Consider the following 26,556-nt stretch of genomic DNA (forward strand, 5'->3'; position numbering starts at 1 on the left):
AGAYAGCAGCAGGCACTTGACCATTAACCAAAGTTTGGGAAGCAGGTGTTACAGTACCCGCCGTAGGAGTACCTGTACAAGGCACTGGTGGCGTCCATGTGAAAGTTAGCCCGCTCGCAGGAACTATTTCTCCTCCCGTAGCAGCCGCCCCCTGAAAGGCAATTGTAGAATTATTGGCTGTACCTGGCGCAGATGCAGACCATGCGGTTGCTCCTGTCCCCAAACGATTATTAAAATCTGCATTGGAAGCCCCTTTTAAACCAACCTGCACGGTTGAAGATGTTGTAACCTGGGTAGAAGCAGAAACATCATAAATTGTTTGTATAACGTTAGTACCTTCATATAGCTTAATTTGAAAGTTTAGCCTGTCACCGCTTTCAGATGAACGGCTTACATTTTTCCATTGCACCGTGAGCACTTGTGACCCCGGAGCTCCAGTAGTGATATAAGAAATATTATCAACATCAACAAAGGTAGCAGAACCACTAGTAGAACTCCCAGTAGCATTAGAAGATATCGTTACGTCTGATCCGCTTACAGATACAACGGTAGCACCAGGTGGAATACCGGTTCCAACTACGCGCATACCCGGAGTGATCATTGATGCCACGGCGGTACTCGTACCTGTAAGTGTTAGAACGGGAGAACCCGTGGTTCTTGTTAAACTCCCAGCCCTTATACCTCCAATTAAATTAGCTCCAAAAGCAGATATTAAATTAATTGCTGTAGCTGTGGTAGTGCTGATTGGCGCACTCGTCCCTAAAGATCCGAGAGAACCCGCTGTCGTACTGGCTAATCTGAGCGCACCATCAGTACTCATATAAAAGCCGTCGTAAACCGTTCCATTATAGGTAAAATTAAACCCAATGGGGAATGCAGCGTAAGTTCCACTCGTCGTTGTACCATTGATACCATTAGCACTGTTATGAAAAAATTGGGAATCCCATGCACTGGTGGCAGTAGGCAATAATACCATATTCGTACCCCCGGAAATTGGGGTATAAGTTCCATTTGATTGAGAGAAACTGTAATTCGATACAAGCTGAGCTTTTAAGCCCGTAAAACAAGCTAACAACACCCATAATAAGATGTAGTATCTGCCATGCCGTTTTAACTTTTCTTTACAAAAAGAGAGTTTTTTCATACTTTTTTAATTAAAAATTCTGGAATTAAAAATACAAAATAAATTATATGCAATACATTTAATTTTAATTTTTTATGAATTATTTTTAATTTATAATCATTTTAATTAACAGTAAATTAATCAAATATTAGATTTATAAACAATTCAACAATTTTGGAATTATTATTGATTTTCTTTGAGTAAAGAAAAAGCAGTCTGAAGAAGACTGCTCTATATATTCAATTTAGTTTAGATAAAATTCATACTTACTAAGTAACTGAATTTCTTTAATCAGTTCCCCGCTGAGATGCACCGAATACTTCATCGACTGAACCTCAAGATGCTCTTCCCGATCGTCTTCAAAATTTTTAATGTAAAACTTCAATTTCTGATTCCCCTGGCTTCGTTCTAAAACAGTTCTGAAAAAAGTAAGATCTTCGGGCCTGAAATCCATCACATCCATTACAAGAGAAATACTTTTGGCAAACCGCTCAAATGCTTCCTGAAGTTCAATTACATCTGTTACATTTACGAAAACCCTTCCGTCCTTTACCTGCGCAAATTTAATCTTAAAAATCACAAAACGCTGCACTTCCAGCTTTTCTTTCAAACGCATATAGTCCCTGTCTCCGAGTCTGAAAGAATAAGATCCCGAATAATCTTCAAGGGTTACAAAAGCAACTTTTTCACCACTTCTGAAACCATCCTGCACTCGATATTCAGTAATCAGTCCCGCTACGGTATATTCTTTTCCGCCGCCGCCATTTTCTCTTTCTTTTTGTATTGTTTTCCAGTCTTTTTTCTTTTCTTCAAACAACTCTTCCTGTTTGCCGGCAAACGCCTGCTCTTTAAAGGCATCTACCTCATCAAGATTCAGGAAATGGAAAACACCTTTGGGTTCTGCTTTTTTGGTAATTTCTTCAATAATTTCCTCATCCTCACCTGCAACAATATCATCGGAAACAATTTCTACAAGTTCAGCCACATCTTCTGGGGCATCCTGCTCAAGGATAGGAACTTCATCCACAACCAGTTTCACTTCTTCCTCTTTTTCCAAAACAGCTTTTTTAGAGAGCTGACCCTGCATAAACTGGTATTCATACCTGAATTCATCCAAAGGATGTGCAGAAAGATAAAATCCTATAATTTCCTTTTCTTTGTTCAGCTTATGCATATTCGGCCATTCCGGACACGGCGCCAGTTTAGGCTGTTCAATCTGAACTTCTTCCGCAAAATCGGCAAAAAGAGAATTTTCCATCTCATTTTTACTTTCCTGGAAGCTTTGCCCATATCTTATTAATCTTTCAAGATTTGTTCTTCCGGCCATATCAATGTCGAAATACTGGCCTCTGTGGAAAGAATCAAGCTCATCAAATGCCCCTGCCAAGACCAAACTTTCCGCTACCCTCTTATTCATTTGCGAAGGAGGGATTCTTTCAAAGAAATCATAAATATTTTTAAATCTTCCGTTGGCTCTTTCTCTTGTAATGGCTTCACTCGGCCCTTCACCGATACCTTTAATCGCACCTAAGCCGAAACGGATCTGCCCTTTTTCGTTTACCGAAAATTTATACTGAGATTCATTAACATCAGGCCCTAAAACATCTACTCCCATACTTTTACAATCTTCCATGAACATGGTGATCGAATCTGTATTGTTAATGTTATTGCTCATTACACTCGCCATGTATTCCGCCGGATAATTGGCTTTCAAAAAGGCTGTCTGATAAGCAATAAATGCATAACAGGTTGAGTGCGACTTGTTGAATGCATATTCTGCAAAAGCTTTCCAGTCGTTCCAGATTTTTTCCAGTCTTTCTTCATCAAGATTGTTTTTTCTTCCGCCTTCGATGAATTTCGGGTACATTTTATTAAGAACGTCGATTTGCTTTTTACCCATTGCTTTTCTCAGGGTATCGGCTTCACCTTTGGTAAAGTTCGCCAGCTTCTGAGATAACAGCATTACCTGCTCCTGATAAACGGTAATTCCGTAAGTTTCCTTTAGGTATTCTTCAGTTTCGGGCAAGTCATAGACAATTTCTTCAATGCCATGTTTCCTGTTGATAAAGTTCGGGATATACTTAATAGGCCCCGGACGATACAAAGCATTCATGGCAATAAGATCGGCAAAAACCGTTGGCTTAAGCTCCCTCATGTATTTCTGCATTCCCGGGCTTTCATACTGGAAAATCCCGATGGTTCGTCCTTCTTTAAATAATTGGTACGTTTTGTTATCATCCAAAGGAATTTCATCCGGATCAATATCTACTCCGTGTCTTTCTTTTACAAGCTTTAAGGCATCTTTAATAATCGTAAGGGTACGCAGACCCAGGAAATCCATTTTAAGCAAACCTGCACTTTCAGCAACGGAGTTATCAAATTGTGACACCAAAATGTCAGCATCTTTTGCCGCAATCGTTACCGGAACCAGATTACTTACGTCTTCCGGTGTAATGATCACGCCACAGGCATGAATTCCGGTATTTCGGATGCAGCCTTCCATTTTTTTCGCACTTGCCAGTACATCATGACGTGGATCGGCAGGACTATCCAAAACGAGCCTCATCTCATCAACGAGCATCTGTTCTTCCGGCTTTAATTTATCGTATTTTGACAGCGCTTTCGCAATATTCATTCCGGGGGTGGAAGGAATCAGCTTGGCGATATTGTTCGTATCAGGAATAGGCACATCCAATACTCTTCCGGCATCTTTAATGGCAGATTTCCCACCCAGAACCGAATAGGTAATAATCTGGGCTACCTGGTTCTGACCATATTTATCGATAACCCATTTAATAATCCGGTCACGCCCTTCATCATCAAAATCAATATCAATATCCGGCATGGAAACCCTTTCCGGATTCAGGAAACGCTCAAAAAGGAGATCATATTTAATCGGGTCTACATTGGTAATTCCGATGCAGTATGCGACAGCAGATCCTGCTGCAGACCCCCTTCCCGGCCCTACCCAGACTCCCATTTTACGGGCTTCATTACAGAAATCCTGAACAATTAGGAAGTATCCCGGATAGCCGGTATTGGCAATTACTTCAAGCTCGAAATCAAGACGTTCTTTTATATCTTCAGTAATTCCATCAACTCCATATCTCTTTTTTGCGCCTTCATAGGTCAGATGGGTAAGATACGCCATCTCTCCGCGTTTTCCTCCATCAGCATCATCTTCAGCATGAATAAATTCCTGTGGAATATCAAATTTTGGAAGCAAAACATCTCTTTTAAGCGTATAAGGTTTAAATTTTGCGGTGAACTCTTCGTATGCTTCAAATGCATCGGGATAAGCCAGAAATGCTTCTTTGATTTCATCTGAATTTTTAATATAATATTCTCCTGTTGCAAGACCTCTCCTCTTCCCGAAACCTTTACCTACAGGCGTTGAAAGCTTTTCACCATCTTTGATGCAGCTTACAATATCCTGGATATTGGAATCGTCTTTATTGGTGTAAAATGTTTCGTTCTGCGCTAAAATTTTAACATTGTATTTATCCGCAAAATGAAGCAGAACATCATTCAAATGCTCTTCTTCAGGAAGTTTATGGTTTTGGATCTGAACATAAAAATCGTCCCCGAAAGTCTCTTTCCACCATTTAAAAAGCTCTTCCCCTTTTTGTTCTCCCGTGTTTAAGATGGCATCCGGAATATCCCCGTGAATGCCTGAAGTTAAGGCAATAACGCCTTCTTTATATTGTGCGATCAGCTCGCGGCTTACTCTTGGAACTCCAAAATAAAATCCTTTCAAAAAGCCGATACTGGAAAGTTTTGCCAGATTTTTATATCCGTTGAAATCTTTTGCCAAAAGGACAACCTGTGTTCTTCGGTCAGGATCATCTTTGGTAAACTGCTTTTGTTCATACCGGTCAGAGATATAAAACTCACAGCCTACTACGGGAATTAATGGTTCCGAAACTGGTTCAGCTTCATTAAACACTTCACCTTTCTCTTCCGCTTCCTGTTTTTTAGCTATATATTCCTTATGTTTTTTAGCACGTTCTGCATTTGCTCCTTCCACTGCGGAAACAAATTTGAAAGCCCCCATCATATTTCCCAGATCCACCATTCCGACAGCCGGGAAGTTATCATCGGTCGCTTTTTTAATCAGATCGTTGATGCTTGAAGTTGCCGATAATGTTGAAAAAACACTGTGATTATCAAAATTGAAATATTTTCCGAGATCAATTTCATCAATGCTTCCAAAATCCTGCTGTTTCTTTTTATTATGGAAATCCGCAACCTGCCTTCTGATAACAATACTAAAAGGCTTGATCGGGTCAGGATAAAGCGTTTTAAAATACGCAAGCTGATCTTCGGAAATCTTTAAAACCTCAGCAGGAATCACTCCGATTCTCATCATTTCGAAGAAAACCTGAGCGGTTGCGTTGACGTCGGCTGCCGCATTGTGAGCCTCCTCAAACTTATGCCCGTACAGTTTTTCGTAAAGCTCTTCCAGTTTGGGTGGCTTGAATTTCCCTCCACGGCCACCGCCCAACTGGCAGAAGTCGGTTCCCAAAACCATAGTATCCGCTTTTGGCTTTTCCTGAAGGTTGTCTTTAATATTTTTCCGGTAAAATTCTGCCCCGACAATATTGTAATCAAACTCTACATTGTGGCCGGAAACAACCTTTACTTTTTCTAAAACTTTAGAGAATTCATTTAAAATTTCTTCAAGGTCACGTCCTTCTTCATTGGCAATTTTCGTTGTAATCCCGTGAATTCTTGCTGCGTTGAAAGGAATATCATACCCTTCCGGTTTTATAATATAATCCTGATTTTCAATAAGTTTTCCATCATGGTCATGCAGCTGCCATGCAATCTGAACCATTCTTGGCCAGTTGTCTGAGTCTGAAAGCGGAGCATTGAAATTTTTTGGTAAACCTGTGGTTTCTGTGTCAAAAACTAAATACATGTAATTTCTAGCTTTTATTTAAAAAGAGAATGTAAAGTTACTTCATTTTTTGATTGTACATCAACTTTTAAACTTATTAAATGATCAGTAGATCATATTTATCTTAAACATCATCTTTTAAGTTTTATTAAAGCTTTAAGAATAATTAAAATTTAATTAATATTCATTATCCAGGAGTGAATATAGATTACAAATTATGAATCTTACATATATTTGTGGTAGTTATTTTATATAATTCTATCGGCATGAGGAAAAATCTAATTCTATTAAGTACACTGTTTGGTATATGGGTGTATTCACAGAAAAACAATGAAGTTTTAACAAGAGAATTTGAACAGCAAAAGATTCAGAATGAGAAAAAATTTGACATCTATGCTGAAAAAGTTTATGGAAAAAATCCGGACACAAACACCCAGAAAAAAATAGATTCTCTGAAATCAAGACTCGGCGGCTTTCATTTTGGTGTCCCATACTTTCTGGAAGAACATGATACGAGACAGCTCCTCAATTCCAATTCCGACCTTCTGAATACTGCCGGAAATGTTGCAGGACTGGCAGGGGCTTTTAACGGAGAAAATATTAAATATACCATTTACGATGGTGGAAGAATTTACGGAGCACATACTGCTTTTAATAACGCACCTGGAAGAATTACCAATAAGGAATCAAGCTCGCAGGCTTATTCGGATCATTCTACCGGCGTAGGAAGCTTTATCGGAGGAAAAAGTATCAGTTTATCTAGTGGAGGTACTTCTGTAGGAAATGCAAAAGGGGTTGCCGTCAATTCTACAATGGACAGCTACATGTTTGCCACTACCACTTTGCCAGGCAACAGTTCCAGCAGTAATGTTTTTGAAAAAATTATTATTGCATCCCCTAATATTTCCAACCATTCTTATGGCATCAATGCCGGTTGGGATGAAGATTATGATAATAACGGGAATTTATATTATGTTTATAACGGCTCAAAAAGCGGCAATACATTTTACGATTTTCAGGGAACTTATGATGATAATGATTATAATTACGATGCACTGGTTTATAGCAACCCCTCTTTCATTATTGTAAAATCCGCCGGAAACTCGTTCGGTATGGGCCCGAATGGTGCATCAGCAAACATTCCTAAATATTACAGTACTTCGAACGGACAAACTGCATTTGGTGCAAATGATACTCCTCCACCGAACAACTGTTCGCAAGGCTACGACTGTATTGGCCCAGGATCATTGGCGAAGAATATTATTGTTGTGGGAGCTACAGACATTATTGCAACCAACAATTTCCGTTATACAGATTCATTTGATGTAGCACATTCCACTTACAGCAGTGCAGGCCCGAGAGATGATGGCGGAATAAAACCTGATATCTCTACCGTAGGAACAGATGTTTTATATGCCGCAACATCAGCTTCAGGAAGCTCTCTTTGGTCGGAAGGAAGCGGAACTTCTTTCTCAGCACCCGTGGTTACAGGAATTATAGGATTATGGACACAGATTTACAAACAGCTTTTCAACAATGCATTACTTAATGCTGCATCAGCTAAAGTGCTGACTGTTCATTCTGCCGCAGAAGCAGGAAACGCAGGCCCCGATCCATGGTTCGGATGGGGTTTTATTGATGCTAAAAAAGGAGCTGAATTATTGGTTGGAAAAGCAAACAATACAGTAATTTTTAACGATGAAACATTAAATAGCGGTGTTAAAAACAGTAAAACGGTAATAGCAGGCAACAATGAGCCGTTAAAAGCGACCATCAGCTGGATAGATCCTCAGTATGAACCCAATTATCAGTTTGTATCTGATGTTTACAACAACAGATCTTCAAAATTAATTAATGATCTTGACCTGAGAATTGTCGATCTTACTACCAACACGGTGTATTATCCCTGGAAACTTAATGCCAACAGCCCTTTGACTCCGGCAACAAAAGCAGACAATACAGTTGATAATGTGGAACAAGTTGTTATCGATAATCCTGTTGCCGGCAGAAGCTACAGAATTGAAATCACCAACAAAGGAACATTAATTAACGATTCCGGAAGTCCGGCATCACAGAACTATTCCATCATAGTAACCGGCCAAACCCAATCTTCTTTGTCAACCACTGATCCTTTAAAAGATACTGGAATGATCATCGCACCAACTCTTACAAAAGATTTTGTAAAAGTTTTAAAAGCCCCTAAAAAATCAACATTTAATGTTTACGATTTTTCAGGGAAAAAGCTTCAGAGCGGAACAGTTAAAAACGAGGAAGAAACCATTGACCTGACTCCTTACATCAAAGGGATATATATTATTGAAGTAAAAACAGACAAGGATACTGTTTCCAAAAAAATAATTAAAGAATAGCTTTATTGTTATTTTAAAATAAAAATCCGCAAAACACTAACACTTGTTAGTGTTTTTGTTTTTTTGTTTATCTTTGCTTTCTATGGAAAATACACTTCACGAAAAAGTTTCTCAGGAGATTCTGCTAAAAGCGTACAATCATATGATGCTTGCCAAGGCAATGGCAGACATTTACGAAGAAAACAGAAATGTTACCAAATACGTTCATAGTACGTCAAGAGGCCATGAAGCGATTCAGCTGGCTACTGCGTATCAGTTAAAAAAAGAAGACTGGGTATCCCCATATTACCGGGATGAAAGCATTCTTTTGGGAATCGGTTTTGAACCTTATCAGTTGATGCTTCAATTGCTGGCTAAAGCGGAAGATCCTTTTTCGGGAGGAAGATCGTATTACTCTCACCCTTCAAGCAGAGATGAAGATAAACCTAAAATTATTCATCAAAGCTCAGCAACCGGAATGCAGACCATTCCTACAGCAGGCGTGGCACAGGGTATAAAATATATTGAGGACTTTAATTTGCAGCAGTTTGAAAACAACCCTGTTGTTGTATGCAGCCTCGGAGACAACTCCGTTACAGAAGGTGAAGTGAGTGAAGCGCTTCAGTTTTCAGCATTGCATCAGCTTCCCATTATTTTCCTGGTGCAGGATAATGAATGGGGAATTTCCGTAACCAAAGAGGAAGCAAGAACCTGTGACGCTTACGATTTCGTAGCCGGTTTTACAGGCCTTAGCAGAATGAGAGTAGACGGAACCGACTTCATAGAAAGCTTTGAAGTCATGAAAAAAGCGGTCGATTTTGTACGTACAGAAAGAAGACCTTTGGTTGTTTGTGCAAAAACCGTTCTTATCGGACACCATACTTCAGGAGTACGAAGAGAATTTTACCGGGATGATGAAGATTTAGCAAAACACAGAGCTAAAGATCCGGGAGAAATCCTTAGAAACCAATTGGTGGATTCCGGTGTTGACGAGGAATTATTAAAACAAATCACTAAAAAAGCCCGTCTTGAGGCAGAAGAAGCTTTCGAAAGAGCAAAAAATGCTGAAGATCCGAAGCCTGAAACGGTAATGAATCATATATTCGCCCCCACTCCGATTACGGAAGAAAAAGGAACACGCGAGCCTGAAGGTGGTGAAAAAATTGTGATGGTAGATGCTGCCATCCATGCGATTCAGGAGCTGATGTGGAAACATCCTGAAGCTCTATTGTACGGACAGGACGTTGGAGAAAGAATCGGTGGTGTTTTCCGTGAGACGGTAACATTAGGGAAAAAATTCGGCAGTAAAAGGGTCTTCAATACTGCTATTCAGGAAGCTTATATCATTGGTTCCACTACCGGAATGAGCGCGGTTGGCCTGAAACCGATCGTTGAAGTTCAGTTTGCCGATTATATCTATCCGGGAATCAACCAATTGATTACCGAAATTTCAAAATCAAACTATCTGAGCCAGGGAAAATTCCCGGTAAGCAATATCATCCGTGTGCCTATTGGTGCTTACGGCGGAGGCGGACCTTACCACAGCGGAAGCGTGGAAAGTATTCTTGCCAATATCAAGGGAATAAAAATCGCTTATCCAAGCAACGCAGCAGATTTTAAAGGGTTGCTGAAAGCGGCCTATTATGACCCGAATCCGGTGATTATGCTGGAACATAAAGGCCTTTACTGGAGCAAAGTTCCGGGAACGGAAGATGCTAAAACCATTGAACCTGCAGAAGATTATATTTTACCTTTCGGCAAAGGAAAAGTAATTATTGAAGCGGATAAAGAGGAAACGGAAAAAGGCAGAACTTTATTAGTCGTTACTTACGGAATGGGTGTTTACTGGGCTAAAGAAGCCGCAAAAAACTTTGGAGGAAAAGTGGAAGTTATCGATTTAAGAACATTAATTCCTCTGGATGAAGAGCTTGTATTTGAAAGAGTAAAAGCGCACGGAAAATGCATCGTTTTAACGGAAGAGCAGCTTAACAACTCTTTTGCGGAAGCTTTTGCACACAGGATTTCCAAAAACTGCTTCAGGTATCTGGATGCTCCGGTAGAAACGATGGGATCGCTAGATGTTCCGGCAGTTCCTATTAACCTTGTGCTGGAAAAAGAAATGCTGCCCAACGCAGAGAAGCTAAGCGCTAAAATTAAAGAAATGCTGAAGTTTTAATTCACAATAAATAAAAAATTGAGCCTCTAAAAATTTTTAGGGGCTTTTTTGTATGCTTTTTGTTACTTTTAATAATCTTTAGAAAAAGCATTACCATTTATGATCACTACAAAATATGTCAATTACAGGCAGGTTCTCAATTTATCGGGTTTTCATCTTATTATGATTTCTATCTGGTGTACTTTAATTGCCGTTCTTTTCCATTTTTTTAATTGGCATTGGATGATTATTCCGTGGGTGCCGGTAGCGTTAATCGGTACGGCAGAAGCTTTTCTGGTTGGTTTTAAAAACAACCAGGCCTACGACAGATTGTGGGAAGCCAGAAAAATCTGGGGCGGAATTGTCAATTCCAGCCGGATGCTCGGCTCCATGGTTTCGGCTTTTGATACCGGAAACGAAGAAATCGGCAAGTTTGATCTTGAAGACCGCCGGAAAAAAATAGTTTACCGCCATATTGCGTGGCTTTATCAATTGCGCGAACAGCTTTTGATCCCTACGGAATGGGAACATATTAAAGTAGAAGAAGATCAGCTAAAAAATGTCGACCAGAAACGGAACCGTTTAATTAAAGCCGGATTTCCCGATTATGGAAGGACGCCAATATTCCTCAATAAATATTTATCCGAAGATGAGGCAGCACTGCAGTCTGAATACAAGAATTTTGCAACTTATCTTATTGCACAGCAATCGAAAGACATTAACGAATTAAAGAACATGGGTATCGTTTCAGGTTTCAATCATATGCAGCTGCAGGACTGCCTGAATGAGTTTTATACGTTGCAGGGACAGGCAGAACGAATCAAAAAATTCCCATTGCCAAGGCAGTTTGCCAGTACGGCTTTTGTCTTTAATGTCATCTTTATCATGCTGCTGCCATTAGGTTTGGTAAGTGAGTTTGCCAAATTGGGCGACTGGGGAGTCTGGGCATCCATACCTTTCTGCATTACCATTGGATGGATCTACATTATCATGGAGCTGGTAGGAGATTATTCTGAAAATCCTTTTGAAGGATTGATGTTTGATATACCGATGCTGTCCATCTGCAGAACAATTGAAATTGATCTTTTGCAAATGGCTGGTGACACTGAGCTTCCGGATCCGATCGCATCTAAAAACGGTGTCCTGGTGTAATTTAAAGACTTTTAATGAAATAAAGGACTGCAGTTTAGCCCCGATTGCAGCTTTGTCTGAGCTCATTTATGATTTCGGGGCGGCGGCTTCGCCGCCGCCCCGAAATCATAAATGAGCGAGTGCGGAAAGCGGGAAAAAGCTCCTGAAAATATATAAAAACCACCATGAATTCAAAGTACAATGGCCGTAGTATTCTTCACTTCAGAGATCATAAAAGAGCTGTGGGTGCTTGAAATATGCTGTAAAGTGGTAAGTTTGGAGAGCATAAAGTTCCGGTAGTCTTCCATATCCTTTACTGCGATTTTCAGGATATAATCATAGTCTCCGCTTACGTGGAAACATTCGGTTACTTCGTGCAAGGTCATAATTTCCCTTTCAAACTTCAAAACATATTCCTTTTTATGCTGAGTTAATTTTACATGACAAAGTACAATAAAGTTGCGGTCGATTTTATGGCGGTCGAGAATAGCAACATATTTGGAAATAACTCCTGTATTTTCGAGCTTTCGGATGCGCTCATACACAGCAGTTACAGATAGCCCCAGCTTGTAGGACAGCTCTTTAGTGGTTTGTTTGGAGTCTTCCTGCAAAAAAAGGAGCAGTTTTCTGTCTGTATCGTCAAATGCCATAGATAATTTTTTGTTAAAAGTTTACATTCATCAAATATAATAAACTTTATTTCTATTAAAATATACTTTGATAGATTTATATTCTATAAAATGAATTATGTCTTGTAAAAAATAGGGAATACTTTCATTTTAGCATCGGAAAAAATTAGATAGTTATGAAAGATTTTAACGCGGCAAATGAAATTCAGGATCTACAGTATTTCGGTGAATTTGGCGGGGTGAACCCATCCATTTCAGACAGTTCTACCTATACCTTTCTCTCTGCCAAAACAATGTTTGATACATTTGAAGGAAATGCGGAAGGCTGCTATTTGTATTCAAGGCATTCTTCTCCCATGAATCTGTACCTTTCCCAAGCGCTTGCCAAAATGGAAAATACGGAAGCAGCGAACGTTACCGCTTCAGGTATGGGCGCAATTACTTCCGTGCTGCTACAGGTATGCAAAAGCGGGGATCATATTATTTCCAGCAGAACCATTTACGGAGGAACTTATGCTTTCATGAAAAATTTTCTTCCGCCGTTTAATATAGAAACAACATTTTTAGACATCAATAATTTTGATGCTGTTGAAAACGCCATTCAGCCGAACACAAAGATTATATACTGTGAAAGTGTGAGCAATCCCCTACTTGAGATTGCAGACCTGAGAAAATTATCTGAAATCTGTAAAAGGCACAACCTGAAGCTGATTGTCGATAATACCTTCTCACCACTTTCTATCTCTCCTTCTTTATTGGGAGCGGATATTGTGATTCATTCCCTTACGAAATTCATTAACGGGAGCAGCGATACCGTGGGCGGTGTTTACTGTGCAACCCAGGATTTTATTAACGATACCAAGAATGTGAATACCGGAGCGTGCATGCTTCTGGGCCCTACTATGGACAGTCTTCGTTCCGCAAGCATCCTGAAAAACCTCAGAACCCTTCATATCAGGATGAAGCAGCACAGCCATAATGCGATGTATCTGGCTGAAAGATTTGAAAACGACGGATTGAAAGTTTCATATCCCGGACTGCGATCCCACAAAAACCATGAATTAATGAAAAGCATGATGCATGAAGAATATGGTTTCGGAGGGCTGCTGACTGTAGATGCCGGAACTACCGAAAAAGCCAATGAATTAATGGAAATGATGCAGCAGGAAAACCTGGGCTATCTTGCGGTAAGCCTTGGATTTTATAAAACCTTATTCTCCTGTTCGGGAAGCTCGACTTCTTCAGAAATCCCGGAGGAAGAACGGGCCGAAATGGGAATCTCCGACGGGCTGATCCGTTTTTCCATCGGCCTCGATCACGATATCGAAAGAACTTACGAAAAGATGCGGGAATGCATGCTCAAAACAGGCGTTCTCAACCATGAAACCATATTTACATCTTAATTCCCTTTCCAAAGCTGTTGTTCATAACGACAGCTTTTTTTAACATTAAAAACGTAAATTGATAACCATTACATATCTGATTAAAAGAGTCAAATAATTTATCTTAAAATCCCTTAACAGATAAACAAATTTTATTCTTCTAAATATTACAAAAATTGGTTGGGAATCAATATACTTGTTGTAAAATAAATAAATTGATCAGTGAAAAGCTTTTAATAACTTAACTTTTTAATGTTAAAATTTGCTCAGGGTTTTACTACATTTTATGAAAATGCTTTGGGAATGCTTCCTCAGGTTTCATCCTGAAAATATTCAGGAGAATCCATGATTTTAAAAATCCGTACCCGTAGGAAAACATCTGGATATACGTAGAGATCACCGCCATTCCGGCAATGCTGATATTTTTAGTGACATATAATGCATGAAAAAGCACCATGAAAGTGTACAGCCCATAAAAGGCAAGAATAATCCCTTTTCCCATCATAAAATATTCCAGGAAGCCCATCACGTAACCTAATAAAAACAAGGTTGGAAAAGCAAAGGATATTTTCACATAATTCGGGTGCCGTTGGTTTAATATAGGTCTTGCACACCCGAACTGATATACCTGTTTTGAGAATTTTCCAAAATCCACCCTTCTTTTATGATAAACAGCAATATTATCAAAAAAAGCAGTCGTGCATCCGTTTTCCCAAAGCGTCATGGAAAGATCAGGATCCTCTCCTATCCGCATTTCCGAGAAACCGCCTACCTTTTCAAACACTTCTTTTTTCACGCCCATATTAAAGCTTCTCGGCTGGAACTTCGATACCGCTTTTTTATTCCCCCTGATTCCGCCGGTGGTAAAAACGGAGGTCATCGAATAGGAAATCGCTTTCTGCATCAGGTTAAAACCTTTATGCGCCTTATCTGCACCCCCGAAAGCATCACACGGGATTTCAAGAATATCCTTTTTAATATTTTCGATATAATCTTTTTCTACAATCACATCACTGTCGACAAAAACCAGCCATTCGTTGACGGCTCTTCTCGCCCCGTAGTTTCTTGAAAGTCCCGGACCGGAATTGTTTTTCCTGAAATATTTTATTGCTAAAAAGCTTTCGAAATTTTGAATCACCGGACGAAGATCAACCAGTGAGCCGTCATCTACGATGATCGTCTCAAAGTCTTTATCAGTCTGTGAAGTAAGGGAAGTGAGGAGCTCAAAAAGCTCATCTTTACGGTTAAAAATAGCAATAACTATGGAAATGGTAGGACTCAAATCTGAAAATTTCTCAAAATTACTTATTCATGAAGGAATGCGCAACGCATTTATGATAATTTATAATTTCAAAGGAAGATTTAACAGAAATGATCAGTTAAGAACCGAAGTAATCAGAATATCCCTGATTTAAAATATATCAACAGACATACCGATACGCACAGTGTGGTTACCGAAAGACTGAAAAACAGCCACTGAAAAACGCTTTTAAAGTAATACTTTCCAAGAAGATAAATCACAAAGAAAATAACCACCGAAACGGCGAAGCCTGAAACCGAAGCTATAGCAACGGACCGGGTATAATTTCCTGAAACAGTAGGATTTCTAAAAACAAAAAAGAAAAGAACAGCTGAAATGAGATACAATACTGCGCTTATCTTTTCAAAGACATATTTTCTTTTCTTCTTCTTATCAGACAGATCATAATGAATTGAGTCTGAAGAACCACCATTAAACAGGTTAAGCGCATTACCACACAGGTCTAAAAAATCAAAAAAGTCGAAATTCATAGGTTGAATTTCGACAAATATAAAAAATTTATTCGGTACACCGGAAGAAGCTTCCGGGTAATTTTATTTCACCAGCTGAATTTCCGCAGCGGAAAATCCTTTCGGTGATTTTTCTTTCTCGTAAGAAACTTTGTTTCCTTTTTTTACAGGTTCTGCACAGTTGTTACTGTGGAAGAAAATATTTTCCTTCGTTTTATCTTCCGTGATAAAACCGTATCCTTTTTCGCTTAAAAAAGTAACGATCCCTGTTTTTCTGAGTTCTTCCGCTTCAATAGGAGCGGCTCCCAATTGGATATCATCAATGTTGATCTCCTCTTTTTCCCCGTTATCCGGTGGAGTTGAAGTCAATTGGCCGTTTGCGTCTACATACATAAACATCTCGTCAAGACTTTTACCTTTGTTGTTGCTCGATTTACGCTCTTCACGTTTCAGAGCTTTTTCCTTTTGTTTTTGAACTTTCTTTTTGAAATTTTCTTTTTTAGAAAAAGAATCCGCCATATATTATTATAAAATTTAGTTGTTACATGAATACATTTTCCGTTGCTGGAAAAGAAATAAAAAGTTTGAATAAGATCTCTGATTATGCCTTACAATAAGCACTTAAAATGAAATAGTATTAAAAATCCGTCAGCTGTAAAAGCAAAAAAACCGATTGAAAATAGAAGTCTAAACTGTTACAGAGAAAGGTTGTTTCCTTTTATTATTATACAAAGATACGAAAAAACATCCAAACTTCCTATTAATGAATTGGATCTCAATTTGTTTTTGGCTTAAAGCCTTGTTTATAGGTGTATAAACAATTGATTCTTCAAATAAGATTTGAAAAAACAGAGTTGGGAACATATATGCGTTGTTAAACTTTATTTCAACATTAAGCATATTGAAATAATTAAAATTCAGTTGTAAACATTCTTGCATTTTGTCATTCCGAGGAACGAGGAATCTTTACAATGTTACGGTTACATCCCTATCAAAACACAGCAACACTGCGACTTAACATAAAAAAATAATTCATACATGATATGAATTATTTTTTATTTTAGCGATGAATTTAAAAACATTCACAATGAAAAAAATTATTTTAATTGCAGCTTTAGGAGTTGCAGGCTTAGTAAGTGCAAAAGGAGCAGTTGATAACAAACTTGAAAATCCAAATGAAAAAAAAGAGATTAAGGAAGAAAAACCAGTGCAAACTTGTGGTGTTGTGATTACTTACTGGTCGGGAGGACAAGTGGTAGGACAGCAAACAGTAACATCAGATCAGCCTAATCTGGAAAGCTGTCAGAAGTGGCAAAATGGGATTAAATTCGCTCTTCAAATCGCAGGTTATTGGGTCGTTTAATCAATCTAATTAATTATATAGCCCTTTCAGTTAACATTGAAAGGGCTATAATAAAAATCATCACTATGAAAAACACAATCCTACTAATATCACTCCTCGCTTCTTCATTTATCTTTTCTCAGCAAATTCATGTACGCTACCTTAAAGTATTATCATCATTCACAACAACGCATGAGGATTTGTATATAAAGGACAATCAAGTATTATCAATCCAGGATTCTGTTATTGTTCAAAATAAGCTGACCGGAGACTGGACGATGGCAGTCAATCTGGATCATGGCAGAAAACCTTCAAAGGAATATTTCGTTTCTGACTTAAATAACGATGTTGAAAAAAATTTCTTTTTTACATCCTCCATTGATGGAAGAGGATTTTTTATTTATGATAAAGTTCCAAAAGTAAACTGGGTGATTGACGAAAAACAAACAAAAAAAATAGCCGGTTACACCTGTTACAAGGCGACAGGAGTATTCAGAGGAACAAATATTACGGCATATTTTACTAAAAAACTTCCTTATTCCGCAGGTCCTTTTAAATTTTATGGATTGCCTGGGTTAATATTAGAAATAAAACCCGATAATATGGATCACGAAATATGGAAAGCAGAATCGGTTGATAAAGACGATCAGAGTAAAATTGTTTATAAACCACAATTCTTAAATAAAGATAAAATCAGCTTAAAGGAACATGTGGTAGCTAAGGAAGAAAGAATGAATAAGATCTTTGCAAAAGTTACCAACAGTATTTCTTCCAGCATGGGAGCTCATGTGAAAAACAATCAAAGATTCACCGTGGAGCAAAAATATGAATGGGAAGATAATGAAGCTAATTAACAGCTGGCGAAAGATTCCCGATAGCGCGGATTTACAATCCGTGCTCCCAACCCCCTCCTAAACAAAAAACCACCGGAAATCCGGTGGTTCATATCATTGATGATCTTTGATCTTATGCTTCAGCTGAATGATCATTGTTTTCCGCAGGCTTTTCACCCTGAGGTCTTTGTCCTTCCGGTCTGTTCGGTCTTCCTTCACCTTCCGGCCTTGGTTTCCCTTCCGGCTTCGGAGGTCTTGGCAACAATACTTTTCTGGAAAGTTTCATTTTCTTACGGTCGTCATAGCCCATAAATTTCACTTCCACTTCATCTCCTTCCTGATACGGAACTTTATCCAGACGCTTCCACTCGATTTCCGAGATGTGAAGAAGCCCTTCCGTTCCTTTTGCGATTGCTACGAAGGCACCGAAATCCATGATCTTTACCACCTTTCCGTTGTACACCTGTCCTACAACCGGTACAAAAGTGATCTCATTGATTTTCGCCACCGCAGCATTGATCTTCTCTCTGTCAGTACCTGCAATTTCAATACGTCCGATTTCTCCGATCTCTTCAATTGCGATCACCGTATCCGTATCTTTCTGCATCTGCTGAATGATTTTTCCACCAGGCCCGATTACCGCCCCGATGAAGTCTTTCGGAATTTCCATTACCACCATTTTCGGAGCGTGAGGTTTTACGTCGGCTCTCGGTTCAGCAATCGTTTCCGTGATTTTATTTAAGATGTGTAATCTTCCGTCTCTTGCCTGCATCAAAGCTTTTTCCATGATGTCCATAGAAAGCCCCTGAATTTTGATATCCATCTGGCAGGCCGTGATACCGTCTGCCGTTCCGGTTACTTTAAAGTCCATATCCCCAAGGTGGTCTTCATCTCCTAAGATATCGGAAAGTACGGTAAATTTACCGGATTTCGTATCGGTAATCAATCCCATTGCAATCCCGGAAACAGGTTTAGTAATCTGCACCCCTGCATCCATCAACGCCAATGTTCCTGCACAAACCGTTGCCATGGAAGACGAACCGTTGGATTCAAGAATATCGGAAACAATTCTGATGGTGTAAGGATTCTCTTCAGGAATTACAGCCTGTAGTGCTCTCTGAGCTAAATTTCCGTGTCCTACCTCTCTTCTTGAAGTTCCTCTTAAAGGTCTTGCTTCTCCTGTTGAGAAAGGAGGGAAGTTATAATGAAGGAAGAATTTCTCATCGTGCTGAGAAATCACACTGTCTACCATATTGGCATCTTTTACGGAACCTAAGGTTACTGCCGTTAAAGACTGGGTCTCGCCTCTTGTAAAGATCGCAGAACCGTGTGCTCCCGGAAGATAATCAATTTCAGACCAGATCGGACGGATCGTTTGCGGATCACGGCCGTCAAGACGGATATTGTCTTCAAGGATCATCTGGCGCATGGCCTCTTTTTCTACATCGTGGTAATATATTTTAGCGAAAGGCGTTACTCTTTCCAGCTCTTCAGGATTGTCTACATACTGAGCCAGGAATTCATCAAGAACAGCCTTGAATTTTTCGTGTCTTTCTTCTTTTCCGGATGGTGTTTTTGCTACTTCATATACTTTATCATAGCATTCTTTCCATACTTTTTCGCGGATGGCTTCCTCATGAACTTCGTGTGAATATTCTCTTTTAGGGAAAGCTTTACCTGCTTTTTCAGCTAATCTTTCCTGAGCTTCAATTTGTTTTTTGATTTCAGCATGGGCGAAGATAATGGCTTCCAACATTTCCTGTTCGGAAATTTCCTTCATCTCTCCTTCTACCATTACGATAGAGTCTTTGGTAGCACCTACCATAATATCCAGCTCAGAATCCTTTAATTGTTCGTAGCTTGGGTTAATAGCCAGCTCGCCGTCAAATCTTACCACTCTCACTTCAGACATTGGTCCGTTGAAAGGAATATCGGTAATGGCAATGGCTGCAGAAGCTGCCAAACCTGCCAGATCATCAGGAATAGTCTTCCCGTCATAAGAAATTAATGAAATCATCACCTGAACTTCCGCATGGAAATCTTCAGGGAAAAGCGGACGCAGCACCCTGTCTACCAGACGCATCGTTAAAATCTCCTGATCAGAAGGCCTTGCTTCTCTTCGGAAAAAGTTCCCTGGAATTCTTCCTCCTGCATAAAATTTTTCTCTGTAATCTACCGTTAACGGTAAAAAATCCACACCGGGATTGGCTTCTTTATTGGCAACAACAGTCGCTAAAAGCATTGTTCCGCCACACTTTACAACTACGGATCCGTCTGCCTGCTTTGCCAGCTTCCCCGTTTCAATAGTAATTTCTCTGCCGTCTGCAAGAGTAATCGTTTCTGTAAACGCTTGAGGTATACTCATAAAAAATTGTCTTCTTGTACCCCGTATTGAGTACGATTAATATTTAAACTTTTTAAATTTTCGATGCAAATTTAATGTAATTATTTGGATATAGCACCGCATCCGGACAAAATCCGTATCAAAATGATGACTAATTTATGTTTTCGGTAACCCATTCTTATATTCCTATTCTTAGTCAGCCTGAAAAGAATGCATAAAAAAAGCAGCCTCTTCCGAAGCTGCTTTTTGAAAATCTTTGTAGATTACTTTCTTAAACCTAATTCAGCAATAATTGCTCTGTATCTTTCGATATCTTTCTTTTTAAGATAATCTAATAATCTTTTTCTTTTACCTACCAGTTTCACCAAAGATCTTTCTGTGTTGTAATCTTTGTGATTGCTCTTCAAATGAGCAGAAAGGTGGTTGATTCTGAAAGTGAAAAGTGCAACCTGCCCTTCAGCACTTCCTGTGTCTTGTGCAGATTTTCCATGTTTTGCGAAAATTTCCTGCTTTTTTTCTGTATTTAAGTACATTCCAATATTATTTAAATGATTATTATGTAACGGCTGCAAAAGTACGACATTTTTTTGATTCCGCAAACATTATTGATTTCATAGATTGATTTTGATAGAAAAATATGTTAAATATTTCTTAAAAAAATTATGATATCCTGTTAAAAGGCAGTACTTTTGCATGGTATTCATGATGAGAAATTCTACTGTTTTCATACTATTCGCCATTATTATCTTTTCAGGCTCTTCTTTACTGAAAGCGCAAAACGGCCATGAGGCTAAAATAAAGAGAATTCTTTACTTCAACCCGCAGGTTGAACCTGATATTGAAGAGATTAAGGAGCCAACCAACGTTGCCTTTTTCAGTGCCGTTTCCGACAATTTGAGCGAAAGAAAAAACAAGATGCTGAAAACCGAAACCCAGATTTCTTATGACAGCATCGACAAAAAAACGATCTCAGATTACTGCCTGAATAATGATGCGGATTTCGCCGTTCTATCTAAGGTAAAATATTTCAAGGTAGGAATCGGGAAATATGTTTTCTCCAACCAGGTTGTGGTGAGCATGAAACTTTTTGATGCAGAGGGAAACCTTATCACGGAAACAGATTACGATACCTACAGAAAAAATATGCGTCTTTTAGGATCTACGGTAAATTCCGTAAAGATCGGCACCAACGGAGCTATTAAAAATATCCTCAAACAGTTGCGGAAAATAAAACCTTCCGGCGAAAACGGTTTTTAATCCCGGTACTTTTCTCAATTCGTTTTTAATTTATCTGACAGGTTCTTCTAAAATATTATGCACCTCATTGAATTTCATAAAATTATATTCATCATACAGTGAATAATATAATTTATTTTAGTATTTTAGTAATACAATTCATTCAAACTATCTCAATTCAAAATTCTTCTTACACTCGCAGCACTGTGGGTGTTTTTTTATTTAATCAATTTACTTTTATTGAATGAGTTTAATTAATCCTTAAATTTCTGGCAACGTTCTCTTGTTTTAAAAATTTGAGTTATTTTTGCATAGCCTAAAAATAACGTTTTGAATTCTAAGGACGAACTTATCTTTAACCCCGCCGATATTGCCGAAACTCTTAGTGAACTTCACGCTGATGAGAGGCTTTTGGCATTTCTTAAAGTTCCGAAAGAATACAAAGCAGATGTTTTTTCGCACCTCGATCCTGATTTCCAGGAAGAAACGATCCGAAGCATCGGAAGCGATGAAGTATCCGAGATCCTTAATGCAATGACTCCCGACGACAGAACGGCATTGTTTGAAGATTTCCCGGATGAGCTTATCAAATATTCTATCAATCATCTGAATCCGCAGGAAAGGAGAATTGCCCTGAAATTATTGGGCTATGATTCTGATTCCATTGCCCGTCTGATGACGCCTTATTACATCCAGATTCGTAAAGAGTGGACTATTAAAAGGTGCCTTCAACAGATCAAAAAAGTCGGAAGTAAGGTAGAAACGATGAATTATCTATATGTAGTGGACGAAAGAAACCGATTGATTGATGATATTGCCTTAGGAAGTTTACTGCTCGCCGAAGAAGATACCTTGGTTTCGGAAATTACCGATAATCATTTCGTTGCGATCACCACAACCACTTCAAAAGAGGACGCGGTTCAGTATTTTGAGAAATACGACAGGGCTGCACTGCCGATTGTTACCGAGGCCGGCGTCCTGGTGGGCATTGTAACCATTGATGATATCCTAGACCAGATTGAGCAGCAGAATACGGAAGACATCCAGAAATTCGGGGGACTTGAAGCGTTAGACGTTCCTTATACCCAGACTTCCCTCATGGAAATGGTAAAAAAGCGGGGAATGTGGCTGATTATCCTTTTTTTCTCAGAAATGCTTACTGCTTCAGCGATGGGCTATTTTGAAGATGAAATTCAAAAGGCGGTTGTTCTGGCGCTTTTTGTTCCTTTAATTATATCCAGTGGAGGAAACTCAGGCTCGCAGGCTGCAACCTTGATCATCAGGGCAATGGCGCTTCAGGAAATCGGACTGAAGGATTGGTGGTATGTGATGCGAAAAGAAATATTTACCGGGCTTTTCCTTGGGGGTGTTTTAGGAATTATAGGCTTTCTGAGAATTATGATTTGGCATAAGGCTGGTTTTTTCGATTATGGAATACACTGGGCTTTTGTAGGATTAAGCGTAGGCTTCTCTCTTGTACTGATCGTTCTATGGGGAACTTTATCAGGTTCTATGGTTCCGTTTATTTTAAAAAAATTAAATCTTGACCCGGCTACTTCTTCGGCACCGTTCGTTGCCACGTTGGTAGATGTGACGGGGCTTATTATCTATTTTTCTGTTGCGGGACTTTTCTTAACCGGTAAACTTTTGTAATTTTAGGCAACCTCTAAAATAGCATTATGAAAGTTGTTTCTCTGGTTCCCTCTATTACTGAGGCTTTATTTGATTTAGGTTTAACGGAAAATGAAGTGATTGGCCGGACAAAATTCTGCATTCATCCTTCTGAAAAGGTAAAGAATGTTACCGTAATCGGTGGTACAAAGAATATTAACATTGAGAAAATAAAATCGTTAGAGCCCAATCTTATTTTAGCCAACAAAGAAGAAAATGTAAAGGATCAGGTGGAAGCTTTAATGAATGATTGTAAAGTAATAGTTACGAATGTTGAAAATATAGAGGATAATTATTATCTGCTGAAAACTTTAGGCAGGCTATTCAACAAAGAAGAAAAAGCGCAGCGCTTCAATCTTAAAATTTATGATGTCCTGAATGAAGCTAAGATTAATTCCAACATAAAAGTTGCGTATCTTATCTGGAAAAATCCTTATATGACGATTGGTTCTGATACGTTTATTGATAAGATTCTGGGTGAAATAGGGTTTGAAAATATTTTTAAAGATCGTAAACGTTATCCTGTGATTGAAACTGAAGATTTAGCCGAGGCTGAGATTATCATGCTGTCGTCTGAACCGTTTCCTTTTAAAGAAAAGCATATTGAGGAACTGAAAGCATATTACCCAGATAAGAAAATCATGATCGTGGATGGTGAGGCTTTTTCCTGGTACGGAACCCATCTTGCAAAATGCGGAAATTATTTTAAAGATCTGATTACCGAAGTGGAAGCAATTAAAATGTAATCTGCAAAATTGTACAGCTGGTTTTTATTACCTGCAGATTTAGCGAATTATACAAATATATAAGGTAGCTTTTTTTAAATTTTTGAATCAGTTAATTAAATTGTATTTACCACAGAATTCACAGATTGCTTTTTTTTGAGTGGTATGATTTTAAAATGTAAATTTATTGATGAAATGAAATAAATCGACTCCGGCCCTTCGGGCCGGAGTCGTTATTTTAAGAAGATTTTTTTTAATTACAAAATCTTTGCTACTTCGTTGCAAAGCCATTCCAGCAATTCTCTGTCTTCGTCCGTAAACGGATTAATGGTATGAGAATCGATATCAATCTGGCCTATGTTCTTGCCGTCTTTGAAAATCGGCACCACAATTTCCGCTTTTGTATCAATAGAACAGCTTAAGTAATTGCTTTCTTCGCTCACATCCGGAACGACAAATGTTTCATTTGAAACGGCTACCTGCCCACAAATCCCTTTTCCGTAAGGAATGATGGTATGATCGGTGGGAGCTCCTACATAAGGGCCGAGTTTCAGCTCGTCTTGATCTCCGTTTTTAAAGTAAAAGCCGGTCCAGTTGAAATAAGAAATTTCCTGATCTAAAAGATGGCAAACTTTTTCAAGTTTCTCCTCTGTATTATGTTTTGGACTTTCCAGAATGGATAGAAGTCTTTTTTTTAATTCTGACATGTTTATATTGTTTAAGAGAATTGTTTTAGTGAAAATTCTTCTTTATAGCCGAACATTCCGCGTTCTTTAATCATTTCTGCAACGCCTTCCGGAACCTGGGTTTCCCAGCCTTTGATATTGCAGGCAATTTTTTTAAGGATATCTCTTGAATAAATTTCCAGAAATTCCGGATTGTAATTGGTGATATCCACAATACGCTCATTATGCTTGAAATATTTATAGAGTTCCTTCAGGTTTTCTTCTACTTTTAAGGTGGAAGAATCTAAAAGTTCGTGCGTTTCGGGATCTTTGTATGGGTAGAGATATACTCTCATTCCGTTTCTGAAGAATTTACCGAAAGCCTCCAGAATACCTCCTGAAAGGTCTGTATAATATCTTTCATCGAAAACCATCAGAAGGTTATTCACTCCCATGGCTACACCAATGTTTCCGTTTGTGTAGGAAGCAAAGTAATCAATAAGACGATAGTACTCGGAGTAATTGGAAATGATAACGGTATAGCCGAGCTTGCCGAGAATATCGACTCTGTCCAGGAAATCTCTTTCATCAATATCCCCGTCTGCACGAAGGTTTGAAATGGTTATTTCAATAAGAACTTCGGTTTCGTCGGTTGTACATATCGCATCTTTCAGGAACATATCGAGTCCGTTTTTCAGCATATCGATATTCACCTTTGTAACGGGCCTGAAACTTCCTCTTACGGCAAAAATATTTTTCTTGTATAAAACATCCGCAGGAAGCATATTATTCCCCTCCGAATTAAAAATCACCGCATCTGTCATTCCGTTTTTAACCAGCTGTAAAGACATCAGCCTGTTGTCGACATAGGTAAAGGCCGGACCGCTGAAGTCGATCATATCAATTTCAAGGTTGTCTTTGGCAACATCGTCGTATAAGGATTCAATTAAATTTCTCGGATTGTCGTAATAATGAAACGCCCCGAAAATAAGGTTTACACCAAGATTACCAAGAGTTTCCTGTTGTAATGTGGCATCATTTTCTTTGAATTTTACGTGAATAACAATTTCGTTGTAATCTTCATTTTCATTTGCCTGAAAACGTATTCCTACCCAGCCATGGCCTTTCACCGTTTTATCAAAGTTAATGGTTGTAACGGTATTTGCGTAAGAAAAATACTTTCTGTTCGGGTGGTTTTCTCTGGAAATCCGTTCTTCAATCAACGCTACTTCATAGCGAAGCATTTTTCGAAGCCTGTTTTGGGTAACGTATCGGTTTTTTACTTCTTTTCCGTAGATTGCATCACTAAAATCTTTGTCGTAAGCCGACATTGCCTTAGCGATTGTACCTGAAGCTCCCCCTGCTCTAAAAAAGTGCCGAACAGTCTCCTGCCCTGCTCCAATTTCCGCGAAAGTACCATAAATAGTAGGATCTAGATTAATTGTTAATGCTTTTTGTTTAGGAGTTAGTTTCTGATACATTAGGACATTAAATTTTTCGTAAATTTACCAAAATTAAAACAACCTCAAAAGAAATGAAGTTGAAATTTTTAGGAACGGGAACTTCCCAGGGTGTACCCGTGATTGGCTGCACCTGCGAGGTATGTACTTCAGAAAATCCAAAAGACAGCCGCCTCAGATCTTCTGTAATGGTAACCACCGATGAAAATAAGAAAATACTGATCGACTGCGGCCCTGATTTCAGGCAACAAATGCTTGTTAATCATGAAAATACTGTTGATATTGCATTGCTTACCCATGAACATAACGACCATGTAATTGGCCTTGATGATATGCGCCCGCTGATTTTTAAAAGCGGTAAAGATATGCCAATATACTGCTATCAGAGAGTAGGAAATGAAGTGAAGAAACGTTTTCCTTACGCATTTGCTGATGAAAGATATCCGGGTGCTCCGGCATTTGAGCTTCATGAAATTGAAAACAGTTCTTTTACCGTTTTAAATACTGAAATTACTCCGGTTGAAGTGGTTCATTATAAAATTACCGTTTTTGGCTTTAAGTTTAAAAAGCTTGCGTATATTACCGATGCCGGCTTTATTTCCGATGTGGAAAAGGAAAAATTAAAAGATCTTGATGTATTGATTTTAAACTGCATCAGGAAATTTGATCCGCATCCTGCGCATTTTATTCTTCCGGATGTTATTAAGCTATTTGAGGAACTTAAACCTAAACAATTATTTTTAACACACATCAGCCATCATTTGGGTCTGCACGACGTTGAAGACAAACAGCTTCCGCCCGGAATGCACCTTGCCTACGACGGTCTTGAAATAAATTTTTAA

19 protein-coding genes and 1 pseudogene are annotated in these 26,556 nt (G+C 38.7%); 10 read left to right on the top strand and 10 right to left on the bottom strand.

What is annotated here, in order from left to right; genetic code table 11:
- Positions 1-976: pseudogene (locus SOP96_RS08745) on the bottom strand (hypothetical protein); the annotation flags it as partial.
- 391 nt (positions 977-1,367) lie between these two features.
- A complete protein-coding gene (dnaE, locus tag SOP96_RS08750) occupies positions 1,368-6,044 on the bottom strand; it encodes a DNA polymerase III subunit alpha (protein ID WP_326320602.1) in 4,677 nt (1,558 codons plus the stop codon).
- Between the two features lie 245 nt (positions 6,045-6,289).
- Between dnaE and SOP96_RS08755 the strand changes: the two genes are divergently transcribed.
- The 3 genes from SOP96_RS08755 to SOP96_RS08765 all read left to right on the top strand — a co-directional run bounded on the left by SOP96_RS08755 (position 6,290) and on the right by SOP96_RS08765 (position 11,678).
- The gene (locus SOP96_RS08755; protein WP_326320603.1) at positions 6,290-8,392 is read left to right on the top strand and encodes a S8 family peptidase; all 2,103 of its coding nucleotides are present in this window, start codon (positions 6,290-6,292) and stop codon (positions 8,390-8,392) included.
- Between the two features lie 82 nt (positions 8,393-8,474).
- Positions 8,475-10,547: an alpha-ketoacid dehydrogenase subunit alpha/beta gene (locus SOP96_RS08760; RefSeq protein ID WP_326320604.1), complete on the top strand. Its 2,073-nt coding sequence runs from the start codon at positions 8,475-8,477 to the stop codon at positions 10,545-10,547.
- 99 nt (positions 10,548-10,646) lie between these two features.
- Complete coding sequence (locus SOP96_RS08765) at positions 10,647-11,678, top strand: bestrophin family protein (protein ID WP_326320605.1); 1,032 nt, start codon at positions 10,647-10,649, stop codon at positions 11,676-11,678.
- A gap of 170 nt (positions 11,679-11,848) precedes the next feature.
- Here SOP96_RS08765 and SOP96_RS08770 read toward each other — a convergent pair whose 3' ends face one another.
- Positions 11,849-12,307 carry an Lrp/AsnC family transcriptional regulator gene (locus SOP96_RS08770; protein ID WP_326320606.1) on the bottom strand — a complete coding sequence of 153 codons (459 nt, stop codon included), beginning with the start codon at positions 12,305-12,307 and terminating at the stop codon, positions 11,849-11,851.
- A gap of 155 nt (positions 12,308-12,462) precedes the next feature.
- Here SOP96_RS08770 and SOP96_RS08775 point away from each other — a divergent pair, with 155 nt between their 5' ends.
- On the top strand, positions 12,463-13,689 hold the full coding sequence (locus SOP96_RS08775) for an aminotransferase class I/II-fold pyridoxal phosphate-dependent enzyme (protein WP_326320607.1): 1,227 nt from the start codon (positions 12,463-12,465) through the stop codon (positions 13,687-13,689).
- Between the two features lie 256 nt (positions 13,690-13,945).
- Here the strand turns inward: SOP96_RS08775 and SOP96_RS08780 are convergent, their stop codons facing one another.
- From SOP96_RS08780 to SOP96_RS08790, 3 genes are all read right to left on the bottom strand, one after another.
- On the bottom strand, positions 13,946-14,950 hold the full coding sequence (locus SOP96_RS08780) for a glycosyltransferase family 2 protein (protein WP_326320608.1): 1,005 nt from the start codon (positions 14,948-14,950) through the stop codon (positions 13,946-13,948).
- Between the two features lie 113 nt (positions 14,951-15,063).
- Positions 15,064-15,459 carry a branched-chain amino acid ABC transporter substrate-binding protein gene (locus tag SOP96_RS08785; protein WP_326320609.1) on the bottom strand — a complete coding sequence of 132 codons (396 nt, stop codon included), beginning with the start codon at positions 15,457-15,459 and terminating at the stop codon, positions 15,064-15,066.
- A 63-nt stretch (positions 15,460-15,522) separates the two neighbouring features.
- Complete coding sequence (locus SOP96_RS08790; RefSeq protein WP_326320610.1) at positions 15,523-15,957, bottom strand: cold shock domain-containing protein; 435 nt, start codon at positions 15,955-15,957, stop codon at positions 15,523-15,525.
- 568 nt (positions 15,958-16,525) lie between these two features.
- Between SOP96_RS08790 and SOP96_RS08795 the strand changes: the two genes are divergently transcribed.
- Entirely contained in the window at positions 16,526-16,801 is a 276-nt protein-coding gene (locus tag SOP96_RS08795) for a hypothetical protein (RefSeq protein ID WP_326320611.1), read from the top strand.
- Between the two features lie 65 nt (positions 16,802-16,866).
- Positions 16,867-17,634 carry a GLPGLI family protein gene (locus SOP96_RS08800; RefSeq protein ID WP_326320612.1) on the top strand — a complete coding sequence of 256 codons (768 nt, stop codon included), beginning with the start codon at positions 16,867-16,869 and terminating at the stop codon, positions 17,632-17,634.
- A gap of 112 nt (positions 17,635-17,746) precedes the next feature.
- Here SOP96_RS08800 and SOP96_RS08805 read toward each other — a convergent pair whose 3' ends face one another.
- Together SOP96_RS08805 and rpsO are read right to left on the bottom strand one after the other, a co-directional pair.
- Entirely contained in the window at positions 17,747-19,978 is a 2,232-nt protein-coding gene (locus tag SOP96_RS08805) for a polyribonucleotide nucleotidyltransferase (RefSeq protein WP_326320613.1), read from the bottom strand.
- Between the two features lie 242 nt (positions 19,979-20,220).
- Entirely contained in the window at positions 20,221-20,490 is a 270-nt protein-coding gene (rpsO, locus tag SOP96_RS08810; protein ID WP_066440668.1) for a 30S ribosomal protein S15, read from the bottom strand.
- Positions 20,491-20,659: 169 nt separating this feature from the next.
- Between rpsO and SOP96_RS08815 the strand changes: the two genes are divergently transcribed.
- The 3 genes from SOP96_RS08815 (at position 20,660) to SOP96_RS08825 (ending at position 23,610) form a co-directional block, all read left to right on the top strand.
- Positions 20,660-21,214 (top strand): pyruvate decarboxylase, encoded by a 555-nt coding sequence (locus SOP96_RS08815; RefSeq protein WP_326320614.1) that lies wholly within the window; start codon positions 20,660-20,662, stop codon positions 21,212-21,214.
- A gap of 309 nt (positions 21,215-21,523) precedes the next feature.
- Positions 21,524-22,846 carry a magnesium transporter gene (mgtE, locus tag SOP96_RS08820; RefSeq protein WP_326320615.1) on the top strand — a complete coding sequence of 441 codons (1,323 nt, stop codon included), beginning with the start codon at positions 21,524-21,526 and terminating at the stop codon, positions 22,844-22,846.
- 26 nt (positions 22,847-22,872) lie between these two features.
- Positions 22,873-23,610 (top strand): ABC transporter substrate-binding protein, encoded by a 738-nt coding sequence (locus SOP96_RS08825; RefSeq protein WP_326320616.1) that lies wholly within the window; start codon positions 22,873-22,875, stop codon positions 23,608-23,610.
- Positions 23,611-23,846: 236 nt separating this feature from the next.
- Here the strand turns inward: SOP96_RS08825 and SOP96_RS08830 are convergent, their stop codons facing one another.
- Positions 23,847-24,296 (bottom strand): GAF domain-containing protein, encoded by a 450-nt coding sequence (locus SOP96_RS08830; protein ID WP_326320617.1) that lies wholly within the window; start codon positions 24,294-24,296, stop codon positions 23,847-23,849.
- Between the two features lie 11 nt (positions 24,297-24,307).
- Positions 24,308-25,735, bottom strand: a complete 1,428-nt coding sequence (locus SOP96_RS08835) for a TonB-dependent receptor (protein ID WP_326320618.1) — start codon at positions 25,733-25,735, stop codon at positions 24,308-24,310.
- 53 nt (positions 25,736-25,788) lie between these two features.
- Between SOP96_RS08835 and SOP96_RS08840 the strand changes: the two genes are divergently transcribed.
- Positions 25,789-26,556, top strand: coding sequence for an MBL fold metallo-hydrolase (locus tag SOP96_RS08840; protein WP_326320619.1), 768 nt, complete (start codon positions 25,789-25,791; stop codon positions 26,554-26,556).

It is taken from the genome of Chryseobacterium salviniae (assembly GCF_035819015.1).
In the GTDB taxonomy this organism is placed as follows: domain Bacteria; phylum Bacteroidota; class Bacteroidia; order Flavobacteriales; family Weeksellaceae; genus Chryseobacterium; species Chryseobacterium salviniae.